At 33.9% G+C, this 21,375-nt stretch carries 13 protein-coding genes; all 13 read left to right on the plus strand.

From position 1 onward, the window contains the following. Positions 1–10 precede the first annotated feature (10 nt). Positions 11–1,381, plus strand: coding sequence for a vanadium-dependent haloperoxidase (locus tag AC061E_RS02465; RefSeq protein ID WP_478284838.1), 1,371 nt, complete (start codon positions 11–13; stop codon positions 1,379–1,381). Next, a complete protein-coding gene (locus tag AC061E_RS02470) occupies positions 1,381–2,304 on the plus strand; it encodes a GyrI-like domain-containing protein (RefSeq protein ID WP_478284839.1) in 924 nt (307 codons plus the stop codon). The genes AC061E_RS02465 and AC061E_RS02470 overlap by 1 nt, the downstream gene beginning before the upstream one ends. A 128-nt stretch (positions 2,305–2,432) precedes the next feature. Beyond that, positions 2,433–3,737, plus strand: coding sequence for an MFS transporter (locus AC061E_RS02475; protein WP_478284840.1), 1,305 nt, complete (start codon positions 2,433–2,435; stop codon positions 3,735–3,737). Next, on the plus strand, positions 3,730–4,668 hold the full coding sequence (locus AC061E_RS02480) for a carbohydrate kinase family protein (RefSeq protein ID WP_478284841.1): 939 nt from the start codon (positions 3,730–3,732) through the stop codon (positions 4,666–4,668). The genes AC061E_RS02475 and AC061E_RS02480 overlap by 8 nt, the downstream gene beginning before the upstream one ends. Positions 4,669–4,671: 3 nt before the next feature. Further along, a complete protein-coding gene (locus tag AC061E_RS02485) occupies positions 4,672–6,408 on the plus strand; it encodes an alpha-amylase family protein (RefSeq protein ID WP_478284842.1) in 1,737 nt (578 codons plus the stop codon). 76 nt (positions 6,409–6,484) lie between these two features. Then, on the plus strand, positions 6,485–7,699 hold the full coding sequence (locus AC061E_RS02490) for an MFS transporter (RefSeq protein ID WP_478284843.1): 1,215 nt from the start codon (positions 6,485–6,487) through the stop codon (positions 7,697–7,699). Further along, the gene (locus tag AC061E_RS02495; RefSeq protein WP_478284844.1) at positions 7,696–9,561 is read left to right on the plus strand and encodes a trehalase family glycosidase; all 1,866 of its coding nucleotides are present in this window, start codon (positions 7,696–7,698) and stop codon (positions 9,559–9,561) included. The genes AC061E_RS02490 and AC061E_RS02495 overlap by 4 nt, the downstream gene beginning before the upstream one ends. Before the next feature lie 69 nt (positions 9,562–9,630). Continuing rightward, positions 9,631–10,056, plus strand: a complete 426-nt coding sequence (locus AC061E_RS02500) for a CBS domain-containing protein (RefSeq protein WP_478284845.1) — start codon at positions 9,631–9,633, stop codon at positions 10,054–10,056. Between the two features lie 154 nt (positions 10,057–10,210). Continuing rightward, entirely contained in the window at positions 10,211–12,499 is a 2,289-nt protein-coding gene (locus tag AC061E_RS02505; RefSeq protein WP_478284846.1) for an NADP-dependent malic enzyme, read from the plus strand. Positions 12,500–12,593: 94 nt separating this feature from the next. Beyond that, positions 12,594–13,175, plus strand: a complete 582-nt coding sequence (ruvA, locus tag AC061E_RS02510; protein ID WP_086452892.1) for a Holliday junction branch migration protein RuvA — start codon at positions 12,594–12,596, stop codon at positions 13,173–13,175. Between the two features lie 25 nt (positions 13,176–13,200). After that, positions 13,201–20,427: a T9SS outer membrane translocon Sov/SprA gene (gene sov / locus AC061E_RS02515; RefSeq protein WP_478284847.1), complete on the plus strand. Its 7,227-nt coding sequence runs from the start codon at positions 13,201–13,203 to the stop codon at positions 20,425–20,427. 93 nt (positions 20,428–20,520) lie between these two features. Next, complete coding sequence (gcvH, locus tag AC061E_RS02520) at positions 20,521–20,901, plus strand: glycine cleavage system protein GcvH (protein WP_478284848.1); 381 nt, start codon at positions 20,521–20,523, stop codon at positions 20,899–20,901. Next, complete coding sequence (locus AC061E_RS02525) at positions 20,894–21,289, plus strand: VanZ family protein (protein WP_478284849.1); 396 nt, start codon at positions 20,894–20,896, stop codon at positions 21,287–21,289. Before gcvH ends, AC061E_RS02525 begins: the two co-directional genes overlap by 8 nt. Positions 21,290–21,375 lie beyond the last annotated feature (86 nt).

The raw sequence follows: 21,375 nt of genomic DNA on the forward strand, positions 1-21,375 counted from the left end.
ATTAATACTTATGAAATTATACACATCACTTTTAAGGATACTAGTTTTTGGAATTTCGTTATTGTTTTTAACCTCTTGTAAAAAAGACATTCCAATACAAGTAAGTACTAATGATTTTTGTGCAGCAGTTGACACCGTTACGGGAATTATGGTGCATGATATTTTTTCTCCGCCTGTAGCCAGTAGAATTTATGTTTACCCAAATGTGGCTGCTTATGAGATTATGGTTCAAAATAATACGCAGTATAAAAGTTTACAAGGACAACTACAAGGTCTTGATTCTATTCCTAAATTAGATGCTAAAAGCGGTGTAAATAAAAACTTGGCGGCACTTATTGCTCATCTTGAAGTAAGTAAGCAATTGATTTTTAGCGAAGATGCATTAGAAAAATATAAGGACAGTTTGTACCAATCTTGGGAAAACCAAAATAAAAAAGAATTTGATGTTTCTAAGGCTTATGCAATGAGTGTAGTTGAAAAAATCACAGCTTGGATAAGTAAAGACAATTACAAACAAACAAGAACTTTTTCAAAGTTTACAGTTCAATCTGATGATGCAGGACGATGGCAGCCCACACCTCCTTCATATATGGATGGAGTGGAACCGCATTGGAGTAAAATAAGAACTCTGGTAATGGACTCAGCGTCTCAATTTAAACCAAAAGCTCCCTATCCTTTCTCAACGGATAAAAACTCTGCTTTTTATAAGGATGCAAAAGAAACGTATGAGTTGGGAAATGTAATTTCCAGAAAACTTCTGGCAGTTGAAAAAAACAAAAAGAACCCCCTGCCCGAAGAATCGGCTATTGCATCTTTTTGGGACTGTAATCCCTATGCTACCGTTGTGCAAGGACACATGATGTTTGCTAAGAAAAAGAACACTCCAGACGCACATTGGATTAATATTACAAAAATTGCATTACGAAAAACAAATTCTAATTTTGAAACTGCAGTGTTTGCATACACAAAAGCATCTATTGGTATTTTTGAAAGTTTTATAAGTTGTTGGGATGAGAAATACAGGAGTAATGTGGTACGTCCAGAAACATATATTAATCAAAATATTGACGAATCTTGGAGGCCTCAATTGCAAACGCCACCTTTTCCAGAGTATACTAGCGGGCACTCTGTAGTTTCGTCTTGTTCAGCTATTATTTTAACATCAATATTTGGTGATAATTTCAGTTATATTGATGATTCCGAAGTCCCATTTGGTTTACCTAAAAGAAACTTTAAATCATTCAAACAAGCAGCGGCAGAAGCCTCAGTAAGCAGGTTGTATGGCGGAATTCATTATCGAGCTGCAATAGAAAATGGAATAGAACAAGGAAATAGAATAGGCACTTTCTTAAACAAGACCTTAATCATGAAACTAGAATAATGACAACAAAGAGAAAATTAATAGCTACTACAGGCGTTTTGTTTTTGCTTTTTTGTGGATGGTATCTTTGTTTCAAAGAAAACGATTATACCATCAATTTTAAAGTAAAAGCTGCAACAGGAACTGTTTTTCAAGGAATCCAAGAATGGACCAACTTGCTTGCAAACAAACAAAAGGAAAAGTATGTTGTTTTAGAAAAAAGAAACTATGATTTTTTAAAACAAGAAATTACTGCCCAGGGGTATCATAAGCGGTATACCTGGGAAATATGTGGTATAAATGATACGGTTACAGAGGTTTCTGTTGGGGTAAAGGACTTAAATCATAGTTGGTATAATAAACTTACAGTACCATTTTTTTCAACGAATTTCAAGGAAAAAGAACTAGAGAGGGTAAAAGATTTCAGAAAAGGATTAAACGAACATTTAAAAACATTTAAGGTTGTTATTGATGGAGAAAATTCATCTCAAAAAACTTGGGTTGCTTACATAAATTTAAAAAGTATAATGCAGGAAAAAGGACAAACCATGATTGCTAATGATGCCTTGATTACGGGTTTTTTACATAACAATAACATCAAAATACAAGGAAGACCTTACGTTGAGATTGTATCATGGGATAGTGCTAATGAAATACTAAATTTTAATTATTGTTTTCCTGTTGATACATCAGTAAAAGCAATTACTCATGATAAAGTAAAATTTAAAATGATACCTGCAATAAAGGGCCTACAAGCTACCTATTTCGGAAATTTTAGAACATCGGATAGAGCTTGGTTTGCATTAAAGGATTATGCAAAAAAGCGTAATTTAAAACTTGAGGATAGAGTTTTAGAACATTTTTTAGCAAATCCGTTTAATGGAGGTGATGAATTAGAATGGGAAACAAAGGTGATCATCCCATTTACTACAAATAAAGACTAAAAAAGAAGTGTTTTATAAATTTTTCGAAAACGTTTTCGGGTGTACCGAAAACGTTTTTGTTATTAATCTATTTTTAATTGGCGATTTTAAAATTAAATTTATAATTAATTAACAAAAAATTGATTGTAATGAGTTTAAAAGTAAAGTTAAGTTTTTGGCAAATAATCAACATGAACGTTGGTTTTTTTGGAATACAATACAGTTTTGGACTCCAGCAAAGTGCAGTAAACCCTATTTATGATTTCTTGCATGCCAGTCCAGATCAAATACCAATACTTAATCTTGCTGGACCACTTACGGGTTTGTTAATTCAACCTATTATTGGCGCAATGAGTGATAAAACGTGGCATCCGAGATGGGGTAGGCGTAAACCTTATTTTTTTATTGGAGCCATAGTTTGTAGTATAGCTTTGTTTTTATTCCCATTTAGTAGTTCCTTGTGGATGGCTGCTGGTTTGTTGTGGATTCTTGATGTAGGTAATAACACTGCAATGGAACCATACCGCGCATTTATTGCTGATACACTTATTGAGGAACAACAACCTACTGGTTTTCAGGCACAAAGTTTTTTTACAGGGTTCGGACAATTTCTAGCGTATATTTCACTTTTTTTATTCCCAATTGTTTTTGTTGGCTACACCGGTTCTTTGCCTACTTGGATTTACGCTTCCTTTTTTCTGGGAGCTGTGTTATCAGTAACCTCAATTTGGTGGAGCATGAGTAAGACTAAAGAAGTGCCACCTACAAACGAGGAAATACAAGCTCTAAAAGCACAACCTTTGAATGTTTTATCTCCTTTTATTGATATCTATAAAGCAGTTCTAGATATGCCAAGAGTGATGTGGCAGCTTTTTTTGGTGTATTTGTTTCAATGGTATGCCATGATGTGTTATTGGCAAAACAATTCAAAAAGTATTGCTTTATCAGTATGGAATGTGACACCCGAAAGTACAGTTGCTTATGAAAAAGCAGTTGAGTGGAATGGTTTAATAGGTGCTTTTGGGTTTGTTGTTACTTTCTCGATTGCTTTTTATTTAGCAAAATTAGCCAAAAAACATGGTGCAAAAATGATTCATTTTGTTTGTCTGTTGCTTGGAGCCTTATCTTTTTTGATATTCCCAATAGTTCATAATCAATATGTTTTTTTTGGAGTAATTATAGGTTACGGAATTGCTTGGGCTAGTATGATGGGAATACCTTATTTAATGGTCGTTTCGGTGATTACAAAAGAGCGTTATGGCGTTTATATGGGAATAATCAATATGATGATTGTGATCCCCATGATTATTCAAAACATTTCTTTTGGGTATATTCTTAGAAATTTTTTGGACAATGACCCACGCCAAGCCATAAGTTTTGCTGGCGTTTTGCTTGCAATTGCAGCATTGTGTACATTATTAATTAAACTTAAAAATAAAAAATTAAGTGAATAATCAAATAGATAAGATAGACATCCTTTGTGTAGGTGAGGTATTGGTTGACTTTATTGGTGATCAAGAAGGGGTTTTAATAAATGAGACAAGAGATTATCATAGATATTTAGGTGGTTCACCTACAAATGTAGCTATGAATTCAAATCGATTGGGATTGAATACCATTATGGTGGCAACAGTGGGGAATGATGGTTTTGGTAGCTATATCACAGAACGATTGAGTAGTGTAGGGATTAATACCAATCATTTAAATGTTTTAGATCACAAATCAACAAGTGTAATTTTTGTTTCTAGATCTGATGGAACTCCAGATTTTATTCCGTATCGCTCAGCTGATTGTTGTATTTATGAGGATCAAATTTCTAAAGAAATATTATCAAATACCAATGTTTTTCACACCACTTGTTTTGCATTGAGTAAAAATCCCGCTCAAAAAACAATTTTGAAAAAAGCCAGGGAGGCAACAGACTTGGGATGTAAGTTGAGTATTGATATTAACTATGCCAAAAAACTTTGGAAAAGTCCCAAAAAAGCTTTCAAGGTAATTAAGAAGTATTGCTCTTTTAACCCTTTGATTAAAATCAGTGAGGATGATATGTTGCGTCTTTTTGAAAAAGAAATGCCTCATGAGGAAATATTTAATTTTTTTCATGAACAAGGAGTTGACTTAATTTGTCTCACGCTAGGCAGTAAAGGAGTAAAGCTTTCGCAAAAGGGTAAGGAAGTTATACAAATGCCAGCCATAAAAATTGATAAAGTGATGGATTCAACCGGAGCAGGTGATGCATTCTGGTCAGGGTTTTTATTTGCTTACATCAAAGAAAAATCAATAAACGAATGCTTAGATATTGCTTTAAAACTGGCAGCTTTGAAATTGCAAAATGTAGGTAGGCTTCCAGATAATATTAATATTCTTTCAAAACTTTTGTAAAAAATGCAAGAAAAAAGCGGTGAAATTGTAAAAGGGGTTATGCTTAACGTATATCCGGACAGCATAGGGGAAAAGTTTAGTGACACAATATCTATGTTAAAAAGACCAGAGTTTAAAGATGCTTTTTCTTTGATATATGTTTTGCCTACCTTTTTTAATAGTGATTTAGATAGAGGGTTTTCTATCATTGATTATGATATCAATAAGGAACTTGTAGCACTAGAGGATTTACAAGATCTTGATGATTTGCAAATCAAGTTAAAATTTGATATAGTTTTAAATCATCTTTCAGTTGCTTCACCACAATTTAAGGACCTATTGTTGCATGGAAATCAATCAAAGTTTAAAGACTTCTTTATCAATTGGAATGAATTTTGGGCAGGACACGGCACTGTTAATGAAGACGGAATTATAATTCCAGCACCGGAGTTTTTGAGTAAACTTTTTATGAGAAAATCAGGTTTACCAATACTAAATGTTCGCTTTCCAGATGGTTCATCTCAGCCATATTGGAATACCTTTTATCAACAGGTCACGTATAATTCAATTGATCAAGCTGATTTGCAAGAATTGAATCATTTGTCAAAGGAACAAAAACAGCTTGTTATTGATTCTGTTAATGATGCAATTTATCAAGGTCAAGAAATTTCAAAAATTGAATTAAACTTAGAAGAGCCTATCAAATCAATTGTTAGGAAAGTTTTAGGAAACAAGCGTTCCTATTTAGGCCAGATGGATGTTAATGCAGCATCCCCATTAGTCTGGGATTTTTATAATGATACGTTACATAAGTTGAAGAGTTATGGTTGCAGTATTTTAAGATTAGATGCTTTTGCATATTTACACAAACAGGTTGGAGCTTCTAATTTTTTTAACAAACCTGGAACTTGGGAGTATTTAAACCATATTAAGGAAATTGCAATGAAAAATAATTTGATGCTGTTACCTGAAATTCATGCAGAATATGGTTTGCATTTACATGATGAGGTTGCAAATGAAGGCTATTATATTTATGATTTTTTCTTACCAGGTTTAACAATTCATACGCTCGAAAATAAGTCTAGTATGGCCTTACTTTCATGGGCAAAAGAAATTATCGCTAAGGGATATAAAACGGTAAATATGTTAGGTTGTCATGACGGGATTCCAGTTTTAGATTTGAAAGGGAAAGAAGTTGATGGTATTTACAATAAAGGATTGCTAGCAAACGATGAGATTGATGCCATTATGAATATAATCATGAAACGTGGAGGAAGAGTAAAAAATCTTTATGATCCATCGGGTAACAAAATTTCATACTATCAAATAAATGCAACGTTTTATAGTGCGCTAGGCGAAAATGAACAAAAAATGCTATTAGCACGCGCCATACAGATGTTTATGCCAGGAATACCTCAAGTGTGGTATTTGGATATTTTTGCAGGAAAAAATAATTATGAAGCTGCCGATACAGGTGGAAGTGCTGGACATAAAGAAATTAATCGTACCACTCTTTCCACAGAAGAGATTCTCGAAGGTTTGAAAACAGATGTTGTAAAGGGTCAATTAGAACTGATAAAGTTAAGAAATACATCAAGCGCATTTTTAGGTACCGTTTTATTTAATGAAGAACAAGATGATGTATTTGATGTAAAATGGGATAATGAAAATGAAGTTGCTCATCTAAAAGCGGATCTTAAAACACATGCTTTTAGTATCGAATATTCAGATAATGGAAAAACAGTTACTATGAACTTTTAGGAGCTCTTAAATTGTTATTTTAGTTGTATGACTTAAAATATTTATTTCAAATAAGTACTAATTTTAACTAAATTTCATGAAGAATAGCACCATAAAAGCAGCTATGTATCTCAATTATTTTGTATTTGCAATACTGCTAAATAGTGTAGGAATTGTGATTCTCAAGGCGCAAAAAAATTATGGTGTAGATGAGTTGCAGGCTAGTGTACTTGAGGCATTTAAGGACTTACCTATAGCGTTTGTTTCATTTGCAATAGCATCATTTATGCCCAGAATAGGCTATAAGAGAGCTATGCTTATCGGGTTGGGATTAGTATGTATTGCTTGTATTAGTATGTATTTTGGTAATTCTTTTGGTACGGCAAAACTTCTTTTTGCTACCGTTGGAGTTTCATTTGCTTTGATAAAAGTCTCAGTGTATTCACTTATTGGTGCTGTAACAACTAATCAACAGGAGCACAATAGTTTAATGAGTAGTATTGAAGGTGTGTTTATGTTAGGTATAGCAGTAGCCTATTTCTTGTTTCCTGCTTTTAATTCAAATGACAACCGAGATGCTTGGCTTACAGTTTACTTGCTTTTAGCCGTGTTGGTTTTACTTTCTTTTTTGTTTTTGAATTTTACAGAATTCGAAAATCAAACTGAAATTCCAGGAGTGCATCTTGCGGATGATTTTAAACAAATGTTCAAACTGTTTTCAAAATTATTAACTATTGTTTTTGTAATCAGTGCGTTCTTGTTTGTTATGATTGAACAAGGAATTATGTCATGGCTCCCTACTTTTAACAGCAAAGTTCTGCATTTGCCTGAAAATATAAGCATTATGATGGCAAGTATTCTTGCAGTTTCACTTGCTACAGGTAGACTTTTGGCAGGAATAATAACAAAAAGAGTGTCTTGGATTTGGGTGCTCAGTTTTTGTATCCTTGCTGCCATGAGTATAGTGACTTTTGTACTACCCAAAACTGTCGGACTAGAAATTAAGGAGATAAATACTTTAGGAGACATTCCTTTAATAGGTTTTGCTTTTCCGTTAGTAGGACTGTTTATTGCACCCATTTATCCCTTGTTAAACTCAGTTGTTTTGAGTGCTCTCCCTAAAAAAATGCACAGTTCAATGACTGGGTTAATAGTTGTTTTTTCGGCATTAGGAGGTACGCTAGGTTCTAGAGTCATTGGTTACTTATTTATAATTGAAGGTCCAGCTACAGCTTTTTATTACACGCTTATTCCTATGATTTTGTTATTGATAACATTTTTTGTTTTACATAAACTCACACCTCAATCATGAATTACCTAGTCAACATAAATAAAGTTTTCCATGAATTGTTACTTCAAGAAGACACGGATAAGGATAATAAAATCACAAAAGATGACAATGGTCCTAAGGCATTTGTGTTAACTGATGAAATTACAAAGGAGACGCAAACTATTGAGGGAACCTATTATTTGTCAAATTTATTACAAGAGTTAGCACTTTGTAAAGATGCAAACCTAGAGTGGACTGAAATTGATTTAAACTGCGTTCTTGAGAATCCTGTTTCCAGAATTTCACGAAAGATAAAAGAAGTCTATTGGGATGAGCTTACGCGAACAATTGATAAAAAAGGACTTTCTAGAATTATTGAAGACGAAAAAACAGTAAATAATCAGGCTACTTTGTACGTTCCAGCTACAGATATAGAAGGTGTGGCCTATTTTCAAGATTTAGAACAAGAAGTATCAAATTTTAAAGTTGAAATTCTCCCTATAGATTTTTCAATGGAATATTTAGAAACTTTAAATAAAAAACCGGGAATCTTAGCACTTGCATTACAACAAAAGCTATACAGTCTTCAAGGTGTTCCATTTGTGGTTCCGGGGGGCAGGTTTAATGAGATGTATGGTTGGGATAGCTACTTTATTGGGATAGGGTTACTTGTAGATGATCAAGTTAATAAAGCTATGGCAATTGCTGAAAATTTTAAATACCAAATAACGCATTATAAAAAAATTCTAAATGCTAATCGAAGCTATTATTTAACAAGATCTCAGCCACCATTGTATTCCTCATTATTGGTAGAAATTGCAAAATTAGAATCAATAGATAAGCAATGGTTACAAGGTCACCTTGAAGCTGTTATTGTAGAGTATAATACTGTGTGGATGGTACCGGGAAATAGACTTACGTCAAATGGTTTGAACCGGTATAAAGCCGATGGAATAGGTATGCCGTTTGAGGTAGAGCCGGGACATTTTAATGATATTTTAGAGCCTTTTGCTAAAAAATACAAATGCACTTTACAAGAGTTTGAAAAACAATATTTAGACAGATCTCTTGTAGATACTGAGCTAGATGAGTATTTTGTACATGATCGCAGTATGAGAGAGAGCGGTCATGATACTACAAACAGGTTTATTAATACATGTGCTAATTTGAATTCGGTTGACCTCAATAGCTTTCTGTACAAGTATGAGAAAGACATTTCATATCTCATAAAAACTTTTTTTGAGGATAGTTTTCAAATAGGTTCAATACGGTATACATCTACCGATTGGGAATTGAAAGCAAAGTCAAGGGCTAAAATAGTTAATAAGTTGTGTTGGAATCAAGAGTTAAGTATGTTTTTTGATTATGATTTTGTTAATAAAAAACAGTCCCAGTTTGAAGCAGCAACAACTTTTTTTCCACTTTGGGCTGGGATTTGTACTAATGATCAAGCTAAGCAATTAGTAGAACTAGCGCTACCACAGTTTCTAAAGACAGGCGGAATTACAGGAAGTACTCCCGCGAGCGTAGCTCAATTACCTCAGGGTGCACCACAAAGGCAATGGGATTATCCGTTTGGGTGGGCTCCTCATCAAATGTTGCTTTGGGAAGGGCTACTTAACTATAATTATGTTGATAAAGCACAAGAAATGGCGTATAGATGGCTTTGGTTAATCACTAAAAACGCCGTTGACTATAATGGAACAATACCAGAGAAATTCGATATGGAAACCAGTTCACATAAAGTTTTTGCCGAGTATGGAAATGTGGGTACTGAATTTGATTATATCGCTAAGGAAGGCTTTGGCTGGGTAAATGCTTCTTATCAATACGGGTTGAAAATTTTAAATTTAGAACTCAAAGAAAAATTAGAAAAACTCATTCCTCCAGAGGCAATTTTCTAAACTTATAGTTTCAATTGTTTTTTGAATGTTTATTTTTTATAACTTTATCATTCACTAAATGAATTGATTATGACAGTAAACCAAATTTTAAGCACAAAAGGGAAAGAGGTATTCTCTATACTATCAACCCATACAGTCTACGAAGCTCTGACCATTATGAGTGAAAAAAACATTGGAGCCATCCTAATTATTGAAGATACAGAACTAAAAGGAGTTTTATCAGAGCGGGATTATGCCAGGAAAATTGTTTTAAAAGCAAAATCTTCAAAGAAAACATTTGTTCATGAAATTATGGAGACAAATGTGATTACTGTAAAACCAACAGATAATTTGGATTTTTGTATGGAATTAATGAGTACAAAAAGAGTGCGTCACCTACCCGTTTTAGAGAATGATATTGTAATAGGAATTATATCCATAAGTGATGTTGTAAAAGCAATAATAGAGTTGCAAAAAGATACTATACAACATTTAAATACCTATATTACACAGTAAATTAATATTTTATAATAAAGAAATAGCTGCATTTATATGCGGCTATTTTTGTTTCTAAGTTAATAAATTAGCCCAAAATTGGAAAAGAATAGTATAAAAGCTGACTTTTTAAACCAAGTCTTCTATCTTTGTGATCTAGAATAAAAGCAAAAAAATGGATAAAAATAACAAAAGAAGAGAAGCATTATTATACCACGCAAAGCCTACTCCAGGGAAAATTCAAGTTGTTCCAACAAAAAAATATGCCACACAAAGAGATTTGTCACTAGCGTATTCTCCAGGAGTTGCTGAGCCATGTTTAGAAATTGCAAAAGATATCAATAACGTTTACAAATATACTGCCAAAGGAAATCTAGTAGCCGTAATTACAAACGGTACCGCTGTTTTGGGTCTAGGGGATATAGGTCCCGAAGCCTCAAAACCAGTAATGGAAGGAAAAGGTTTGTTGTTTAAAATTTTTGCAGATATTGATGTTTTTGACATTGAAATAGGAACTAAAGATATTGAAGAATTCATTCAAACGGTTAAGAATATTGCTCCTACTTTTGGAGGAATCAATCTTGAGGATATTAAAGCGCCAGAATCTTTTGAAATAGAAAGACGTTTGGTAGAGGAATTGAATATTCCCGTAATGCATGATGATCAACACGGTACTGCTATCATCTCATCAGCTGCATTGTTGAATGCGCTTGAACTTGCTGATAAGAAAGCCGAAGATGTAAAAATGGTGGTTTCAGGAGCAGGATCGGCGGCACTTGCTTGTGCTGATTTATACGTTTTATTGGGTGTTAAAGTTGAGAATATTTTCATGTTCAACAGCAAAGGTTTGTTGACAAGTGACAACCCGAGTTTGTCTGAACTGCAATTAAAATATGCAAAAAACATTCCTTCAATGTCTCTTGCCGAGGCTTTAGTAGGTGCTGATATTTTTCTAGGGTTGTCAACAGGAGGATTAATGTCTCCAGAGATGCTGCTTACAATGGCTGATAATCCTATCGTTTTTGCTATGGCAAATCCGGATCCAGAAATTGATTATAATGTAGCTATTGCAACCCGCAAAGATGTTATCATGGCCACGGGAAGATCAGATTTCCCTAACCAAGTTAATAATGTTTTAGGTTTTCCTTACATTTTTAGAGGTGCTCTAGACGTACGTGCTACCAAAATAAATGAGGCCATGAAAATGGCTGCTGTCAAAGCACTTGCTTTATTGACTAAGGAATCTGTTCCAGAACAAGTAAATGTGGCATATGGAGCTACAAAACTTAATTTTGGTAGAGATTACATCATTCCAAAACCTTTTGATCCAAGATTAATATCTATTGTTGCACCGGCTGTAGCCAAAGCAGCTATGGAGTCTGGCGTTGCACTAAATCCTATTACAGATTGGAAAAAATACGAAGAAGAATTGAACGAACGTTTGGGTAACGACAACAAAATGGTTCGTTTGATTACCAATAGAGCTAAGATGGATCCTAAACGCATTGTTTTTGCCGAAGCAGATCATTTGGATGTTTTAAAAGCAGCTCAAATAGTACACGAAGAAGGTATTGGTTTCCCAATTTTACTTGGAAACAAAGAAATTATATTGGAACTCAAAGAAGAAATAGGCTTTGATGCTGATGTGCCTATTATTGATCCAAAAATTAAAGAGGAAGAGCCAAGAAGAAATAAATTTGCCTTAACGTACTGGTCTACAAGACAACGTCGCGGTATTTCACTTCTAGATGCTCAAAAACTCATGCGCGAAAGAAATTATTTTGCAGCCATGATGGTCAATGAAAATGAAGCCGATGCACTGGTAACAGGACATTCTAGAAGTTATCCATCTGTAGTGAAACCTATGTTACAATTAATTGATAAAGCAGCTGGCGCTTCAATAATTGCTACAACAAATATGATGATGACGGCTCGTGGGCCAATGTTTTTATCAGATACTGCAATAAACATCAACCCATCAGCAGATGATTTAGCCAAAATTGCAATCATGACTGCTAAAACTGCTAAAATGTTTGGAGTTGAACCTGTGATAGCAATGATATCATTTTCAAACTTTGGTTCATCATCAAGTGAAAGCGCATCAAAAGTGCGTGAAGCAGTAGCTTTCTTGCATAAAAATTATCCTGATATGATCATTGACGGAGAAATTCAAGCCGACTTTGCTTTAAACCCTGAAATGTTAAAAGAGAAGTTTCCATTCTCTAAACTAGCTGGAAAAAAAGTAAATACTTTGATTTTTCCAAATCTAGAATCGGCAAATATTACGTATAAACTATTGAAAGAACTTAACAAAGTAGATTCTATAGGACCGATCATGTTAGGAATGGGCAAACCAGTACACATTTTTCAATTAGGAGCAAGTGTTGAGGAAATGGTAAATATGGCTGCAATTGCAGTGATTGACGCTCAAGAAAAAGCCATCAAGAAAGCCAAACAAGTTTAATTTAATGTATTGTAAACAAGTTATACCGTAATTTTTGATAAGAAATTTATGCGTGTACAAATTTTATTATATTTGGAACTATTTAATAAACATCATGATAGCACATTTACAAGGGAAACTCGTTGAAAAATCGCCAACACATATTGTTATTGATTGTGGTGGCGTAGGCTACCATATAAATATTTCCTTACATACATATTCATTATTACCCAATACCGATTTTATAAAAGTATATACGCATCTTCAAATTAAGGAAGATGCGCATACACTTTTTGGGTTTATAGAAAAATCAGAGCGAGAAATTTTCAGACTCTTATTATCTGTTTCAGGTATTGGCGCAAGCATTGCTAGAACAATGTTGTCCTCACTTGATCCCAAACAAATTACAAATGCCATAGGATCTGCAGATGTAGTAACTATTCAATCTATTAAGGGAATTGGTAGTAAAACAGCACAGAGGGTGATACTTGACCTCAAAGAAAAAGTATTAAAACTTTATGATTTAGACGAAGTTTCTATGTCTCAAAGCAATACAAATAGAGATGAAGCGTTATCAGCATTGGAAGTATTAGGTTTTGTACGAAAAAGTTCGGAAAAAGTTATCGAAAAAATCGTAAAGGAAAATCCAGATGCTACTGTTGAATCTATTATCAAACAAGCTTTAAAAAACCTATAAAAGGGATTTAAGAAACAGGAGTTATATGCATAAAAATTGTATTTTTTGGCTTGTTCTATTATGTGGTTACATATTGCATGCTCAAGTTAAAGAGGGAACTCAGGATACGGTAAGTAAGGGTTTCTCTAAGGGGAAATTACAGCTTAAAAACCCACCAAGTATACTTTCATCATATACGTATGATCCATCTATTGATAGGTATGTGTACACAAGTTCTTTTGACGGGTTATCTATAAATTACCCTATCATATTGACTCCTAGGGAATATGAGAAATTAGTTTTGAAAGAGTCAATGCGCAACTATTTTAAAACAAAAGTGGACGCAATAGACGGTAAAAAAGAGGGGAGTGAACTAGCAAAAAAAGATTTATTACCGAGATATGTAATTAAATCAGGTTTGTTTGAATCTATTTTTGGTAGTAATACCATTGATGTAAAACCAACTGGATCTGTTGAAATGGATTTAGGTTTGCGTTATACAAAACAAGATAATCCTTCATTTTCTCCTAGAAACAGGTCTAATCTTTCTTTTGATTTTGACCAAAGAATTAGTATGAGTTTAATGGGGAAAGTGGGAACAAGACTTAATGTAAATGCTAATTATGATACTCAATCTACCTTTGCATTTCAAAATTTAATAAAACTAGATTACGCTCCTACAGAGGATGATATCATTCAAAAGATTGAAGTTGGAAATGTAAGCATGCCTTTAAATAGCTCTCTTATACGTGGTGCTCAAAGTTTATTTGGTTTCAAAACCCAATTGCAATTTGGTAAAACAACTTTCACAGGGGTAATTTCAGAGCAAAAATCACAAACAAAAAGCGTAGTAGCGCAAGGCGGAGGAACCATTGAAAACTTTGAAATGTTTGCTTTGGATTATGACAGTGACCGTCACTTTTTTTTATCCCAATATTTTAGAGATAGATATGATAAATCTTTAGCAAATTATCCTTTTATTGATAGTAGAGTTCAAATCTCTAGAATCGAAATTTGGGTTACCAACAGACAAAATAGGGTAACTACAACCAATAATAATTTAAGGAATATTATTGCTATTCAAGATCTAGGTGAAGCGCAAATCACAGGTATACCAGATAATGAAGTTGTTGTGTTAGACCCGTCTACAGGAATTTTTAATACTCCAGCTAATACTCCATCAAATAATGGCAATAATGATTATGATCCAGCTCAAATTGCTGCTGGAACAGGATTATTAAATGCTAATATTAGAGAAATTGCAACTTCAAGTTCAGGTTTTAATACAACTGTTAGTGAAGGACAAGATTATTCTAAGCTGGAGAATGCTCGAAAATTGAATCCAAATGAGTACACTTTTAACCCACAACTCGGATTCATTTCTTTGCAACAACGTTTGGCAAATGATGAGGTTTTAGCAGTGGCTTATCAATATACCATTGGGGATCAAGTGTATCAAGTAGGGGAGTTTGGTAATGATGGTGTTGATGCCACTGTGGTTACAGGTAACACGCCCGCTACACAAGCTATCATTTCTCAAAGTTTAATATTGAAAATGCTGAAAAGTAATTTAACCAATGTTAAAAATCCCATTTGGAACTTGATGATGAAAAATATATATCAAATTCAAGGAGGATATCAATTGAAACAAGAGGATTTTAGATTTAATATTTTGTACACTGATCCTTCTCCGCTAAATTATATTACTGAAGTTACAGGAACTCCTTTCCCTTCAAATCCGGATCCAGATAAAAAAGTTGCCGAAACGCCTTTATTAAAAGTTTTTAATTTAGATAAATTAAATTTCAATAACGATCCTCAAGCAGGAGGTGATGGTTTTTTTGACTTTATTCCCAGTTTGACAATTGATGCACAAAACGGTCGTATCATGTTTACTACCAAGGAACCTTTTGGGGAATTGTTATTTTCTAAATTGACAAATACTGCTATTGAAGATTATAGAAATCCAGCTACTTACAATGATAATCAGCGTAAATATGTGTTTCAAAGTATGTATCGCAATACCCAAGCAGGTGCATTACAAGACAGTGATAAAAATAAGTTTTTATTGAGAGGAAAGTACAAATCCAGCGGAAGTGATGGAATTCCTATTGGTGCTTTAAATGTTCCACAAGGATCAGTAGTAGTAACTGCTGCAGGTAGACGCTTGGTTGAAGGTGTTGATTATAGTGTAAATTATCAATTTGGTCGTGTGCAAATTCTAGATCCATCACTTCAAGCTTCAAATACACCTATCGAAGTATCTTTAGAAAATAATTCTGTTTTTGGACAACAAACCAGACGTTTCATAGGCTTAAACGTAGAGCATAAAATATCAGATAATTTTGTTGTAGGGGGAACATTTTTAAAAATGACCGAGAGACCTTTTACACAAAAATCAAGTTTTGGTCAAGAGTCTGTAAATAATACTGTTTTTGGTTTAAATTCAAATTATTCTACAGAAGTTCCTTTCTTGACACGTCTTGTTAATAAATTACCAAATTTAGACACTGATGTACCGTCTAATTTATCCATAAGAGGTGAAGTTGCATTTTTAAGACCGGATACTCCAAAAGCGGATCAGTTTCAAGGAGAGTCTACTATTTATGTAGATGATTTTGAAGGGTCACAATCAACAATTGACATGCGTTCGCCGCAGGCTTGGAGTTTGTCATCAACACCAGAGAGAGCAGCAACAAGTACATATAATTTTAATGGTAGCGCAACTGATTTAAGCTATGGGTTCAAACGGGCAAAACTGGCTTGGTATGCTATTGACCCTATTTTTTATACCCAAAAACCACCCGGAGTCTCTGATGCTGATTTGTCATTCAATAAAACAAGAAGAGTTTTTAGTAGGGAATTGTATCCCTTAACTGATATTGCACAAGGGCAAACACAAGTAATAAGCACGCTTGATTTAACTTATTTTCCATCAGAAAGAGGACCTTACAATAATAATAGTGCTGTGGGAGCTAATCCTACTGAAAATTTTGGCGGAATTATGCGTTCTTTGAATTCAACAAATTTTGAGCAAGGAAATGTTGAATACATTCAGTTTTGGGTTTTAGATCCGTATGTGGGTAATGGTCCCGCGCCACAATCTAATACAGGAAAGATCTATTTTAACCTAGGTGAAATTTCCGAAGATATTCTAAAAGATGGAAGAAAACAATATGAAAATGGTCTTGGGCCTGGACAAATTGTAGTGAATCCAAGACCACTTTGGGGAGATGTTCCTGCTTCACAATCCTTGATTTATGCATTTGATACGGATGTGAATAACAGGAAAAATCAGGATGTAGGTCTTGATGGTTTGTCAAATCCTAATGAAGGATCTGTGTATACTAATTTTGAATCAGATCTTGATCCCGCAGCAGATGATTATGCTTTTTATTTGAATGCCAATGGTACAATCATAGACCGATATAAAAATTACAATGGTGTAGAGAATAATTCTCCAGTAGATATTAATTCAGCTAACAGAGGTTCTATTACTGTGCCTGATGTTGAAGATATCAATAGAGACAATACCATGAACACAATCAATGCCTACTATGAGTACAGTGTTGATATGCGTCCAGGGATGGATATTGGACAAAATTATATTACTGATATTCGCAACACACAAGTGACCTTACCAAATGGTTCAACTACTGAGGCTAGATGGTTGCAGTTTAAAATACCAGTTTCTCAGCCAGAAAATGTTATAGGTTCCATCTCTGATTTTAGATCCATTCGATTTATGAGGATGTTTATGACAGGTTTTAATGATGAGGTTACAGTACGTTTTGGTGCACTTGACCTTGTGCGTGGAGAATGGAGACGTTACACTAATGCACTTGATTTTAACGATACTAATCCTGATGATGACGGTACTAATTTGGATGTTCTTGCTGTTAATATTCAAGAAAACAACGAGCGATGCCCCGTAAACTATGTAACTCCACCAGCGGTTCAACGGGAACAATTATTCAACAATAATACGGTAATCAATCAAAACGAGCAGTCACTTGCTTTACGTGCTTCGGGAGACGGGTTAGAGCCACAAGATTCTAGAGCAGTTTTTAAAAATGTAAGTATAGACATGAGACAATTTAATAAATTGAAAATGTTTTTACATGCTGAATCACTACCTAATGAGATTGCACTAAGAGACAATCAAATGGTCGGTTTTATCCGTTTTGGAAACGATTTTAATCAAAATTTTTATCAAATAGAGATTCCATTAAAAGTAACATTACCCTCTGGTGGTAACACTTCAGATTGTGGTCCTTTGAGCCCAGAACTTGTTTGGCCAGCCGAAAACGAAATAGACTTACCTCTTGAATTATTGACTAGGATGAAAATTTTAGCCATGAAAGTAAATCCAAATACACTTCCGCTAGACGGGATTTATTATCCAGATAGTGATGCCTCTCTTCCTGATGGAGATAAATCAACTACGCTTAAGTTAGGGATTAAAGGAAATCCTAACTTTGGTTTGGTGCGAACACTTATGGTGGGAATAAAAAACAATGATCCTCTAAATGACATAAAAGGTGAGGTTTGGTTTAATGAATTACGTTTGGCTGATATGGATAACAAAGGCGGAATGGCTGCCGTTTTAAATATTGATACCAATCTAGCTGATTTTGCTACCGTTTCTGCATCGGGTAGAAAAACCACTATAGGTTTTGGTTCCCTAGAGCAAGGACCAAATGAGAGAAGTAGAGAGGATACGCAACAATACAACATTGTAACCAATGTCAATCTAGGGAAATTATTGCCTCAAAAATGGGGTGTGAATTTACCGTTTAACTATTCTGTAGGTGAAGAAACCATTACTCCTGAATACGATCCGTTCAACCAAGACATTAAGTTGAAGCAGTTGTTAGACAATACAACAAATCAAAATGAGAAAGATAATATTGCAAACAGAGCAATTGATTATACTAAAAGAACAAGTATCAATTTTATTGGAGTAAAAAAAGAACGTCAACCAGAGCAAAAACAAAGATTGTACGATCCTGAGAATTTCACTCTTTCTCAGTCTTTCAATCAAGTAGAACGTCATGATTTTGAGATAGAGGATTTTGTTGATCAGCAAGCTAATTCTGCGGTAGATTATGCCTACACTTTTAAACCAAAACCTGTTGAACCCTTTAAAAAATCAAAGTTTTTAAAGAAAAGTAATTATTGGAAAATGTTGAGCGATTTTAATTTTAATTATTTGCCATCATCTATTTCATTTAATACTAATATTAACAGACAATACAACCGTCAACAATTTCGTCAAGTTGAGGTAGAGGGCATTGGACTTGATCCTTTGTATAGAAGAAATTTTGCATTCAATTATCAATATGGTTTTAATTACAACCTTACAAAATCATTAAAGCTAAATTACACAGCTTCCTCTAGTAATATTGTGAAGAGTTATCTCAATGAAGATAATGAACCTATTGACAGTTTTACAATATGGGATAGTTATTGGGATATCGGTGATCCTAACCAGCACATGCAACAATTAGTTGTAAATTATGAATTGCCTATTAATAAAATTCCGTTGTTTAGTTTTATAAAAGCTACCTATTCCTATACTGGTGATTACAGCTGGCAGCGTACTTCCAATGCTTTGTCACAAATTTCAATAGGAGGACAAGATTATAATTTAGGAAATACAATTCAAAATGCAAGTTCAAGTAATTTGAATGCAAGTTTGACCATGGAAACGCTGTACAAATATTTAGGTATTTCAAAAACCAGTACAAAAGCTGCTCCTAAGCCAAAAACTGGTCCGCCAAAACCGGGTGAGAAAATTGTAAATACAAATGTTGCTGCAGCCACAGCTAAAAAAGGTCCTTTTGTAGATGGATTATTAGGAGTGCTTACTAGTGTAAAAAATATTCAGGTAAACTACACACACAATAGTGGTACTGTTTTACCAGGTTATACTCCTGGTTTAGGTTTTCTAGGTTCTTCTAGACCTTCATTAGGATTTATTTTTGGAAGCCAAGATGACATACGTTTTGAAGCTGCAAAAAATGGGTGGTTAACAAATTATCAAGACTTTAATCAAAATTATACGCAAGTAGATAATAAAATTTTGAAGGCTACGGCCAATGTGGATTTGTTTCCGGATATGAAAATAGATTTAACCTTTGACAGAGCATTGTCTCAAAATGATTCAGAGCAATATGATGTTTCAAACGGGATATACAATCCAAGATCGCCCTTTAGCACAGGAATTTTTTCTATCTCTACGGTATTGATCAAAACGTCTTTTTCGGCAAGTGATCAAAACGCTTCACAAGCATTTGATGATTTTAGAGAAAACAGACTTGTAATAGCAAATAGATTAGCCATAGATTATTATGGTTCTACGGTGCCTAGATATAATGCTACGGCATTGCCAGCAGAAAACGCAGGTGTTCCTATTACAGATTTGGCTAATCCAAATAATTCTAGGAGAAGACAAATTATAACAAACGATGGATTTCCTTTGGGTTACGGAAAGAATAATCAATCCGTTTTGTTACCCGCCTTTCTTGCAGCTTATTCTGGGAATGATGCAGGAGGTGCCTCATTAGGTATTTTTAAGAGTTTTCCATTGCCTAATTGGGCCATTAAGTACAATGGTCTTATGCGCTATTCTCTTTTTAAGAAAAATTTCAAACGCTTTTCTTTGCTGCATAATTATAGAGCTTCTTACACTATTAATGCGTTCCGTTCTAATTTTGAATATGATAAAGATCCAAACGGTATTGATGCTAGTGGCAATTTTTTTAATAAAACCATTATGTCAAACATCAATTTAGTAGAACAATTCAATCCTTTGGTTCGAATGGATTTTGAGCTTAAAAGTTCGCTAAAAGTACTTACTGAAATTAAGAAAGATAGAGCGCTATCAATGAGTTTTGACAATAATTTATTGACAGAGGTTAAGGGTGTTGAATATGTTGTTGGACTTGGATACAGGTTTAAAGATGTAATTTTTTCATCAAGATTGGCTGATAATCCAACGGGAGTCATAAAAAGTGATATCAATCTCTCTGCAGATGTTACGTATAGAAATAATGAAACGATAGTGCGTTATTTGGATTATAATAACAATCAGCTGGCAGGTGGACAAAATATTTGGACCGTAAAAGTTAAGGCTGACTATGCTTTTAGTAAAAATTTGACAGCAATTTTCTATTACGATCACTCTTTCTCTAAGGCTGTTATATCAACTGCTTTTCCACTTACCAACATCCGATCTGGATTTACATTGCGTTATAATTTTGGAAATTAATTTTTAAATTCTAATCGGTAATTGAAAAGAAGATTGTTACATTTGTCAATAAATTCAAAAAAAAATAAAAACTAATAAATAATTACAACTTAAATGAAAATACCTGCAAATTTAAAGTATACAAAAGACCACGAGTGGGTTAGTATAGAAGGCGATATCGCAACAATAGGAATCACTGATTTTGCTCAAAAAGAATTAGGTGATATTGTTTATGTAGAAGTTGAAACTTTAGATCAAACACTTGATAAAGATGAGGTTTTTGGTACCGTAGAGGCAGTAAAAACAGTTTCGGATTTGTTTCTTCCTCTTGCTGGCGAAATCATCGCTTTTAATGATGACTTAGAGAGCAATCCTGAAAGTGTAAACTCAGATCCTTATGGAGCTGGATGGATGATTAAAGTTAAAGTGGCGAATGTTGCTGATTTTGACTCTTTATTATCAGAAGAAGCGTATAAAGAATTAATAGGTGCTTAAAAAAATATATCCATGGGCGCTAGTACTCTGGATAGGAACCGTAACTTTTTTTTGTTTGGCAACCTTCAATAGTGTGCCCTTAGGAAGCGTTTCTCATTTGGATAAAATCGTACATGCATTTTTTTATTTGATATTTACAATTCTGTTTTACCTTTCTATTAAAAATAGCTTCTCTAATACGATTAGTTTTAATGCGATGACAATATCGTTTTTTTGTGCGGTCATCTACGGTATATTAATAGAAATTATTCAAGATAAATTTACAGCTACACGCCATGCCGATATTTATGACGTTTTAGCAAATACTACTGGAGCAACTATTGCGGTGCTACTAATTTACTTTTCAAATAAAGCACTTTCATCAAAATCAAAAAGAATCTCACACTAGTGGGATTTTTTTTTGAAGTCTACTCGTCTTAATTTTTTTGTTCGCTATATTTCAAATTGTAATTTTTAAGTAGGCTTAGTGTAGAG

This window comes from Flavobacterium sp. GNP011 (assembly GCF_056428925.1).